This window comes from Corynebacterium sp., assembly GCF_030530965.1.
GTDB lineage: Bacteria > Actinomycetota > Actinomycetes > Mycobacteriales > Mycobacteriaceae > Corynebacterium.
Window position 1 is genome coordinate 1 of the sequence record NZ_JAUMTY010000066.1, and the last position, 9,421, is coordinate 9,421.

8 protein-coding genes, 1 tRNA gene and 1 pseudogene are annotated in these 9,421 nt (G+C 59.0%); 3 read left to right on the forward strand and 7 right to left on the reverse strand.

The features are described 5' to 3' along the window. Window positions 1-185 (forward strand): annotated as a pseudogene (locus tag Q3981_RS09595) (NrdH-redoxin); the annotation flags it as partial. A 28-nt stretch (window positions 186-213) separates the two neighbouring features. Here Q3981_RS09595 and cobF read toward each other — a convergent pair. After that, window positions 214-1,038 carry a precorrin-6A synthase (deacetylating) gene (gene cobF / locus Q3981_RS09600; protein ID WP_303125697.1) on the reverse strand — a complete coding sequence of 275 codons (825 nt, stop codon included), beginning with the start codon at window positions 1,036-1,038 and terminating at the stop codon, window positions 214-216. A gap of 64 nt (window positions 1,039-1,102) precedes the next feature. Then, window positions 1,103-1,423 carry a hypothetical protein gene (locus Q3981_RS09605; RefSeq protein ID WP_148209622.1) on the reverse strand — a complete coding sequence of 107 codons (321 nt, stop codon included), beginning with the start codon at window positions 1,421-1,423 and terminating at the stop codon, window positions 1,103-1,105. Window positions 1,424-1,661: 238 nt separating this feature from the next. Here Q3981_RS09605 and Q3981_RS09610 point away from each other — a divergent pair, with 238 nt between their 5' ends. Together Q3981_RS09610 and Q3981_RS09615 are read left to right on the forward strand one after the other, a co-directional pair. Next, on the forward strand, window positions 1,662-2,228 hold the full coding sequence (locus tag Q3981_RS09610) for an SRPBCC family protein (protein ID WP_303125699.1): 567 nt from the start codon (window positions 1,662-1,664) through the stop codon (window positions 2,226-2,228). A gap of 67 nt (window positions 2,229-2,295) precedes the next feature. Beyond that, complete coding sequence (locus Q3981_RS09615) at window positions 2,296-3,042, forward strand: hypothetical protein (protein WP_303125701.1); 747 nt, start codon at window positions 2,296-2,298, stop codon at window positions 3,040-3,042. Between the two features lie 34 nt (window positions 3,043-3,076). Here the strand turns inward: Q3981_RS09615 and Q3981_RS09620 are convergent, their stop codons facing one another. The 5 genes from Q3981_RS09620 to Q3981_RS09640 all read right to left on the reverse strand — a co-directional run. Beyond that, a complete protein-coding gene (locus tag Q3981_RS09620) occupies window positions 3,077-4,360 on the reverse strand; it encodes a heparan-alpha-glucosaminide N-acetyltransferase domain-containing protein (RefSeq protein ID WP_303125703.1) in 1,284 nt (427 codons plus the stop codon). 143 nt (window positions 4,361-4,503) lie between these two features. Next, a tRNA-Arg gene (locus Q3981_RS09625) sits at window positions 4,504-4,576 on the reverse strand. 120 nt (window positions 4,577-4,696) lie between these two features. Beyond that, window positions 4,697-5,920, reverse strand: coding sequence for a cation:proton antiporter (locus tag Q3981_RS09630; protein ID WP_303125709.1), 1,224 nt, complete (start codon window positions 5,918-5,920; stop codon window positions 4,697-4,699). A 188-nt stretch (window positions 5,921-6,108) separates the two neighbouring features. Then, the gene (locus tag Q3981_RS09635; protein ID WP_303125704.1) at window positions 6,109-8,676 is read right to left on the reverse strand and encodes an HAD-IC family P-type ATPase; all 2,568 of its coding nucleotides are present in this window, start codon (window positions 8,674-8,676) and stop codon (window positions 6,109-6,111) included. Between the two features lie 137 nt (window positions 8,677-8,813). Further along, on the reverse strand, window positions 8,814-9,421 hold a 608-nt coding region (locus tag Q3981_RS09640; RefSeq protein ID WP_303125707.1), incomplete at its 5' end, for an enoyl-CoA hydratase.

Sequence of the window (9,421 nt, forward strand, 5' to 3'; positions counted from 1 at the left end):
TGGATCGCACCGAAACGCCGTATTCTCTTATCGACATTGACCAGTCGGAAGAGGCTGGCCAGTGGGTGGAAAGCGTCAATGACGGCAACCGCGTTGTTCCCACTGTGAAGTATTCCGACGACACCACCGCGACGAATCCGCCGGCGGGCGACGTGCGTCGCAAAGTTGAAGAGCTGTCGTCCTAAGGATTTTTAGCGAGGCTAAACCCAGCCTCTACGTCATGAGCGTTTCTGGCTGGTCATCGCCGTCTGGATCGAAGTACCGCAACAGGTACGTATCCATGATCCACCCGTGTTCCGCACGTAATTCCGCTTTAGTCCGTGCAACCTCGTCGGCGATGTCGCCAACCCACCCTTTGCGTAGTACCTGCTTATCCGTGCTGACGTAGGCGCCCCACCACATGTAGGTGTGGTCGCGGTCGATGCCGGGGTGGGTCCATGCGGTTTTGCCGTCGAGCATGACAACGGTGTTCGCCACCGCCTTGGTCCTCGAGGCCGTATCGGGTGTGTCCAGGTCTTTCTGTAGTTGCCGGCCTGTGGTGACAGTGATCGGCTCACCAATCCGGTTGATGAGGATACGGTGAGCCGCAGTAAGCGCCTGAACAGCGGTAATGCCGGGGTACACCTCAGTGCGACACTCCAACCCCAGGTTCTGCATCCGCTCGATGATGCGCAGGGTGGAATCGTACAACGACGGATCGCCCCACACGAGAAATGCCGCCGTTTGTCCGTCGCTCAGAGAGGACGTAATCGTGTCGGCCAGCAGGCGGGCGCGTTCTTGGTGCCAGCGCTGAACCTCCCGGTGATACTCGGGGGTTCCTGCGGGGTGGCGGTCACGCGGCGGATCGTCGACAGTGAGTAACGGAAGATCTGGCGCGTGAGCAGCCAATATATGGCGGCGCAGCTCAAGAAGATCCGCCTTCGTGTCCCCTTTATCCAAGGCAACAACGGCATCCGAGGACGCCAACGCCGCGGCAGCATCGTGGCTAATATGCCCCGGGCTTCCCGCTCCCATACCAATGACACGGAGTAAACGCATATACTCTGTTTACTCCATGTTTAGTCCGCGGCTCTAGCTATCGGCTCGACTGCTCAGGAAAGAACTAGCTTTTGTGCAGGTCGTCGTCGGGGTTGGTCTCGGGGTCCTCGATCGCGTCGATCTCGTTCTGGTAAATGTTCATCCGGTCTTCCGCGGTGAGCATACTGTCCACGGTGGCGAACGAGACGGAGAACTGTTGCCGCAGGTACACCTCGCACACCGCGGCCATTTGCTTAGCGTCGTACTTGTTCAGCACGAGGGAACGCTTCACCGTTCCATCCGGCTGAGAGGTCCCAATAATCAGCTGCGGGCCGTTCTCGCCCTCCTCAATCTTGGCGTACACTTCCCGTCCATTGACGTCAGTGAAGCTCGGTTTCTCTGTCATGGTCGTGTCATCCTCCAGTGTTTGTGGTGCACGCACGGGGTTCAGGCACCTGTCACCGTGCGCGGTGTATTAGTCACACGGTCTCAGCCAACCGCGTAACCACTTCCTTTCAGGCTATTCCGTTTGACCCCCCGATGCTCGTGTTATCAACCCGGAACGTGTCCGGCCTCACCCCCATACGGAGGTCGGCTCCCCTCCCCCGCTACTGCCACGCGCGAAAGCACCTACCCTGGCCGGTATGACTTCTCCACACAATTCTGACGACAACACATCCTCCGACGTCGATACGAGCATGTTTAATCCCGACGATTTTCGCCGACGGGTGTCTGTCACCATCGACGCCACTCCCGACGAGGTCTATGACGTCGTGTCGGATATCTCGCGGACGGGTGAATGGTCCCCGGTGTGCAAAGCTACGTGGTGGAAAGAGCGTGACGACGGCACAACGCCCACGGAGCCCGAGGTCGGGGCGTGGTTCGTCGGCCATAATGAAACGCCGAAGCGCACCTGGGAAACGGAGTCCGTCGTGACTGCTGCCGAACGGCCGAAGGTTTTCTCGTGGGCCGTCAACGGTGGCGTCGTCGAATGGGGTTATGAAATTGAACCCGCCGACGATGGCGGCTCCACCTTGACCGAAACCTGGGAGGTTACTCAAGAAGGCTTCCGGTTCTTCATCAATAAGTACGGCGATGACGCGGAGGCAGAGCTCAATGAGCGACGTGACGCCGCGCTGGAAGGTATTCCGGCGACGGTGAAAACGATCAAATCCATCGTGGAAAAGGAGGCGTCACACGACGCGAGCTAGGAGTCTGCGCTGGAGCCGGTAGAATACCTACGCACGATTTCTATAGAGCGCCAAGGACTGATTGCTAATGCCTAACCGCGACGGTGACCCCCGTTACAACAACGCGAACGACGAAACTGAGATTTTCCCCAGTAGCTATTCTGACCGTTATTCGGGTTCAGAGAGCCAGTATTCGGCCGAGAACTCGGATTACCGCGATGACGGGTATTCGACGGGCGGCTACAACCGGGAATATAACTCTGGCGGATATGGCGCGCCTAGCAATCGGGGATACAACGACAGCAATCGTGGGTATAACGACGCCGGCTATTACTCTGACCAGCAGTATCAGAGCTATCAGCAGGCGCCCGCACAGTCGCCGGCGCCTCAGCAGTCGCGGCCGCAGAAGAGTGGCCCCTCGATCAGCGACCAGTTCGATATCCCGAAATTTATCGGCTCGGTGGTGGCAGTTGCCATCGTGGCCTCCATTACCGCTTATGTGGTGGCATGGATTCTTGAACTCGTCATGGAGCGCATCGCCACGTACGTGAACTGGACGTATCCGCCCATCGACCGGACGTATTACGCGATCTTCGCCGCCGTCGTGGCCATTTTCGCCGCGTTATTGTGGTGGGTGCTCAACATTGGAACAACGCTGCCGTCGCTGTTTTACAGTTGGATCGTCGGAGTCGTCCTGGTCGCAGCAGTCGTTCTTCCGCTCTTATTAACGACGCCGTTCTACAACGGCATTATCGAGTCTGTGATGAACCTTGTCGTGGGGCTGCCGGTGGTGTACCTGATCGCACCCATTGGTAATTCTGCTCGGAAGAATTAGCGGCGCTACTGGACAGTGGCTCTACTGGGCAGAGTTACTGCCCTGCGGCCCTGTTTCCGAGCCAACGGGGGAATCGCTCCAAGGGGCCGCGCCCAACAAACGCCATCCAGCCATTTGCGAAGATCACCGAACCAATTACGAGTGACCAGTAGAGCGGATTAGAGACCACTGTTCCCGCCGGGCCACCCAGAACAAACACGACGATGACGTGCGCGGTGTAAATAGTTAACGGCATAGCCCCCGTGACAGCGAGAGGTATAAACCACCGGCGCGCATGTGACACGACAAGCTGGCACAACGCTACGACGATGAGGGCAAACCCTCCGGACCCGACGAATTCTGCAGTGCCCCCGCTGTGCGGTGCTGAATCCACAACAGACTTCTTGATGGAGTCTTTCAGTTGTTTCGAACTACCAAGCCCGTCCCAATACTGACCCCATCGGCTTTCAATTCCTTCGTCTGACGACGCATCCCCCGATGATTCCGCCGCGGGATTTCCCGGCTGCATGCCATCAGCCTGCTTAGCTTTCTGCTTCTTTAACTTGGAGATCACCGCCGACCAATCGGGCTGAGAACCACCATTCCCATTATCTTGGTTGATCCATCCGTTCTTCGGCTCTTCATCACTGCCCCATATGGCTCCCACACCATAACCGACAGCGCTAGCACAGACCCCGACAGCAACAAGGCCAGCCAACACTCGGGTGCTCTGCAGATGAAGCCGGCCCAGCGCCATCCCCAGCAGGAGAATGCCCCAGAACACAGGGAGCGGATACACCCCGCCGAGCACCAGTCCGATTGTTGGGCTGACGTTCCCTTTGGGTAAGAGGTACTGAATAACCGCTAACAAGGATGGCCCGATAAGCCCCAAGCAGATCGCCGTGATGACGAGTGTTCGTGTCTTCGCCCACACAAAAGGCAGAGCGACGAAGTACAGGACGCCATAAAAGGTCAAAATGACCGCAATTCCGGTACCAAGCTGCTCTAACAGCAGGCCGATCAGAAAAATAGCTAGAGCGCGCCCGATAAGTTTCAGCCTTGCTCCCCGCACATCGCTAACCGATGCTGGCCGCTCGCCGCGCCCCGTCATCAAACTGATAGACACACCAGCTAACAAAGCGAATAACACGGCTGGTCGTCCGTGAACGAGAGCTGGGTACGTCGACGGGTCCATAATGCTTACCGACGACGGTCCCGACGCAACATGAGCTGCGATCATCCCGAAAATCGCCAGTGCCCGGGCAACATCGATCCCCGGCAGTCGTGGCGATTGAACGCTCCCCCGCAACCGCTCAATGGGGTGAATAGATTTTTTCATGCGGGGAGCCTAACCCACCGCGTCCCTCAACTGAAAATAAATTTAATGAAGCTGAATCTTGGTGAGAGCGGGGCGCCGACAACAACGGTCCTGGGAGACCGACACAGCGCACTAGAATTTCCACATGTATAAACGCAAAATTGTGCCCCAGAGAGGAATCGAACCTCCGACACCGGCTTTAGGAGAGCCGTGCTCTATCCACTGAGCTACTAGGGCAAAAACCTCAGTTACCATTCCCCCTGGCAAAGGCCCACATACGCGGATCCTCCGCCACCAGGGGCTGGAACTCAAAACAGAACCAGGATAGCCGACAAGCACCGCGACCAGAAAACCGCGTTACAGCTTCCTCTTGTCCTTTGGCTGAAGCGCGGCAGCAATGAGCGGGAAGAGCAGAACCGTCACCGCACCACCAGCGACCAGAAGAGAAGCCGCCGATTCTTCCAACAGGTGCGCATTCGTCGCCACTTCGGTCACCGCGACGATGATCGGCAGACCCGTCGAGGCATAGCAGGCGAGCTGAAGCTTCTGGTTCGTCGTCGTCAGCTTCGAACCGGTCTTGGTGAACATTTCTCGCAGGAACACCGGCACCCCGCGGGCCACCAGAATGACGCCGACAACAGCGAACAGTTGCCCAATGTTGGCGCCCACGGTCTGCACGTCGATATTGATACCGGAACACACGAAGAAGACGGGAATGAAGAAGCCGTAACCCATCACGTCCAAGCGCTCCTCGATGAGGCCGTGGGCGCGCTCTGGGACGAGACCGCGCAGAACAATACCAGCGGCGAACGCTCCCAAAACGACGTCGAGGTCGAACACCGCCGCGACGGTCATCAGGATCGCCAACATCAGGACGACCATGCGGACGATCGACTGGTTCGTCGCCGAGGCACCGTCGATAATCGCGCGACCCACCCACGGGACGAGGGCGGCCACGGTTCGCGGCACCACCGCCACCATGGCTGCGATGGCGAAGAACGCGAGCAGGATCAGGAATGTCACGCCCATGGACCTCGCGGAGAGCAACAGAGCGATGGCCATGATGGGCATCAATTCGCCGACAGCACCGTGGAGCATGACGGATTTGCCGACGTTGGTCCGCAATAAATCCGACTGCTTCAAGATGGGCAGCAAGGTACCCAGGGCGGTGGATGTGACGGCGATGGCCAGCGTGACCGCAGTCAGTGCTCCGTTTCCTTTCAGGAAAACCAGCGCACCAATGAATGCCAAGACGAGGCACATGAGCCAGGTCAACGCGGCATTACCGCCCTCTTTGCTGCGCAACGAGTCCGTGTCTAACTCGTAACCGGCCAGCAGGAACAACATTCCCAAGCCCAATTGCCGCAAGATCGAAATACCGGAATCGATCTCCGCGACGCCCCACACGCTGGGGCCAATGATGACGCCCAAAACAATGAGGAATACCACGGCCGGAATGCGTTTGCCCGTCATGAAGGACAAGATGGGAGCCAACAGTGCCACCGCCAGAATTGCGGTGAGCGAAATCATGGTGTCGGTATTTGCCTGGCCCGACGCCAGCACCGTCTGAGAGACCGCCATTGTGTCGGCTACTGGGACTGAAGTCATGGATGACAACCCTACTGATTGGTTAATCGTGAATCGAATGAGCCTGACCACAATGTACAGCTAATCAACCGTGACCGCCTGCGGGGACAGCAACGACGCACCACGGGGCACGGGAACGGCCACGGGGCACGACCACCGGGCACGGAGCGATCTGCGCGCGCTTAGTATTTGAACACGCCCTCGGCCTCCGAGTGGTCCCACAACTCCGCATCGCCGCGCTTCGTGTGGCTAATCCACCACGCGATTTCGATAGCAACACATCCGACCGCGCCGACGATGAGTGCCTGGGACATCAGCCCAAGGTTCGTCGGATCCAGCAACAGAATGTGTGCAATCCACGGAACCGAGAAAATCACAACATAGGCCAGGGCCGAGACCACCAGCAGGACGATCTTCCACAGCTTGTACGGGCGGGCAACCACAATGAGCACCCACAGCGCCATCGTGATCATCACAGTCAGCGTTGCCGTCGATGCTTGTGATCGGTCAAAGTTGTCGCCTCGTGTGACCCACAGCCAGAACCCGACTGTCACGGCACCGATCAGAACTCCCGACGGGACCGCCAGCCACAGGACACGACTGACGAAGCCGGACTTTGCGCGTTCGTGGTTCGGGGCCAGCGACAAAATGAACGCCGGGATTCCGATGGTGAACCAGCCGGTCATGGTCACGTGAATGGGCTGGAAGGGGTAGCTCATTCCGAAGATGCCGACGATCAGGGCCAGCAGCACTGAGTACACGGTCTTCGTCAGGAAAAGGTTGGCTACGCGCTCGATGTTGCCAATGACCCTGCGGCCTTCGGCAACAACATGTGGCAGCGTCGCAAAGGAATTGTTGAGCAACACCAGCTGGGCGACCGATCGCGTCGCCGGGGAACCTGCGCCCATCGCCACACCGATATTGGCGTCCTTCAGGGCCAACACGTCGTTCACCCCGTCACCCGTCATCGCGACGGTGTGATTGTTGCGCTGCAGCGCGCCAACCATCGCGCGCTTCTGCTCGGGAGTCACGCGCCCAAACACCGTGGACTCTTCCACGACCTCGTCGAATTTCTCCTGGTCGGATTCGAAATCGGGCAGTTCACGGGCGTCGATGGTCTTCGAAGTATCAATACCCACCGACGACGCCACAGCCCCCACAGACTCGGCGTTGTCGCCGGAAATGACCTTGACGTGCATTTTCTCGCGGTCAAAGTACTCGATCGTCTCCGGCGCATCGTCGCGCACTTTCTGCTCAAGGACGATCAGCCCCCGCGGAGTGAGATCATCATCGCCGGGGTCTTTGGGCGTCGCGGTAATGTCGTCGAGCTTTTTCGACGTCTGAGCCAAGAGCAGAACACGCAGACCACGTCGCCCCACCTCATCGGCCGCTTCGGCCGCATCCGACCCCGGTTGCGCAATAACATCTGGGGCGCCCATCACCCACGTCGTCTCACCAAAGCTGGCTCCCGACCATTTTCGTGCCGACGAAAATGCCTTGGTGTCCGTGGGGTCCATGACTTCGGTGTCCGAGTCGAGATCGTGGATTCCTTCGGCGATGGCCTCCGAGGTGTCGTTCTTGTCGTCGTCCGCCGCGATTAACGACACCAACGCGCCCAGAACTTCCTGGTCGACGCGAACCCATCCCTCGTCCGATTCTGAGAGTGGTTCGTCGACCGACGAATCGCTGGTGGAACCGGATTTCTGCTCCGACTTCACCTCCACAACGTCGTTGAGCACCATTCTGTTTTCCGTCAGCGTGCCGGTTTTATCGGTGCAGACGACGTCGACGCGGGCCAGACCCTCGATCGCCGGCAGCTCATTGACCAGCGCTTTAAACTTACCCAACCGCACAACCCCGACGGCGAACGCGATCGACGTCATCAACACCAGGCCTTCGGGGACCATCGGGACGAGCGCGGCAACCATGGCCAACACGGCATCGCGGAGTGAATCCCCGGAGCGGAACAGCTGAGTCCAAATCGTCAAGATTCCGGTCGGGATCAACAACCACGTAATGATGCGAAGGATTTTGTTGATGCCCGTCATCAACTCGGAATCGGTGAGCTCGAACTTATTCGCCGCCGCCGTCAATTTCCCAGCGTACGAATCCGCCCCGACCTTTGTCGCCTGGTAAAGCCCGTGGCCGGACTGCACAAATGATCCGGATAGGACCTCGTCCCCCGGCGATTTTTCCACGGGGTCGGATTCCCCGGTGAGCATGGATTCGTCGATGTCGACGTGCTCAGACTCGACGACGACACCGTCGACAACGACCTGGACTCCCGACTTCAAAATGATGAGGTCATCGAGCACAACCTCGTCGCGGGAAATCTCCTGGTCCTCCCCGTCTCTTCGGACGGTGGGCCGCGCTTCGCCCACGATGGTGAGCTTGTCTAGCGTCCGCTTGGCGCGAAGCTCCTGGATAATCCCGATGCCCGAGTTTGCGATGATCAACAGCCCGAACATCGCGTTAATGAGCGATCCCGTTGCCAGAACGATGACAAGGAGGACGCCCAGCATCGCGTTGATGCGGGTAAAAACATTCGCCTTGATAATCGACCAGGTTGAGCGGCCGGACCGTTCAGGCAGCGTATTGCCTTTACCGTCACGACGACGTTCCTCGACCTCCTGCGAGGTCAACCCCACCGACGGATCCGTGTGGAAAGTACGGTCATCATCAGCAGCAGAAGAATCGGACGACGCCGCGTGATCGTGAGACGACGAAGCGTCGGACTGTTGTTGAGCCATGTGCTCATTGTAGAGAACGCCTTATTAACACGACTCGGCTATCGACGTTCGACTCCCGACGCTCACTCCCGAGGCCGGGTTGGCAGCGCTCGAGTCCCGACGCTGGGCCGGCGACACTGGGCCGCCTGTGCCGGAGCCTATTTGCCCTTGAACACCGGGGAACGTTTTTCGGACCGCGCAGCCCTTGCCTCGGCGGCATCGTCGGAATCCCAACACTCTGCGCGCAAGCGCTCATGAACAGCGGTGAGGTCAGCGCCGTTATCCTCAGTTCCCTCGGAGGAGCCGCCCTGGGCCACTCCCGTCGGAACGATCTGATTAAAGACGGCTTTGAGATACCTCAAGGTCAGCGGAGCATTCGTGGCTTGATCGACGGCGACCTGCCAGGCGTCGTCGTGGTTTCCTCGTGACGACGCCAACCCTGCTGCTACCGCAGCGTCAGGACCGAGTCGCTCAGCCGTGTAGAGGAATGACCGCGCCCGAGCACCGCCGAGCAATTCGACGGCACGATGGATCGTCCACGGATCAACGGCGATACCTAGGCGGACGACGGGGACGCTGAACCAGCCGCTCTCCCCCACGACGCGCAGATCACATGCCATGGCCAGCTGGGTGCCCGCGCCGACCGCCGGGCCGTGGACGTCGGCAATAACGGGGAGAGGCGAATGAGTAATAGAGGTCAGCATCGCATCGAGATTGTGATGGAAAGCGGAGGTGTACACGCCGCCGGCGAGGTCTGCTCCGGCGC

What these genes read in the sequence shown, in the direction of transcription:
- cobF (WP_303125697.1), bottom strand. Translation starts at nt 1,038, where the DNA reads ATGCGTTTACTCCGTGTCATTGGTATGGGAGCGGGAAGCCCGGGGCAT.
- Q3981_RS09605 (WP_148209622.1), bottom strand. Translation starts at nt 1,423, where the DNA reads ATGACAGAGAAACCGAGCTTCACTGACGTCAATGGACGGGAAGTGTAC.
- Q3981_RS09610 (WP_303125699.1), top strand. Translation starts at nt 1,662, where the DNA reads ATGACTTCTCCACACAATTCTGACGACAACACATCCTCCGACGTCGAT.
- Q3981_RS09615 (WP_303125701.1), top strand. Translation starts at nt 2,296, where the DNA reads ATGCCTAACCGCGACGGTGACCCCCGTTACAACAACGCGAACGACGAA.
- Q3981_RS09620 (WP_303125703.1), bottom strand. Translation starts at nt 4,360, where the DNA reads ATGAAAAAATCTATTCACCCCATTGAGCGGTTGCGGGGGAGCGTTCAA.
- Q3981_RS09630 (WP_303125709.1), bottom strand. Translation starts at nt 5,920, where the DNA reads ATGGCGGTCTCTCAGACGGTGCTGGCGTCGGGCCAGGCAAATACCGAC.
- Q3981_RS09635 (WP_303125704.1), bottom strand. Translation starts at nt 8,676, where the DNA reads ATGGCTCAACAACAGTCCGACGCTTCGTCGTCTCACGATCACGCGGCG.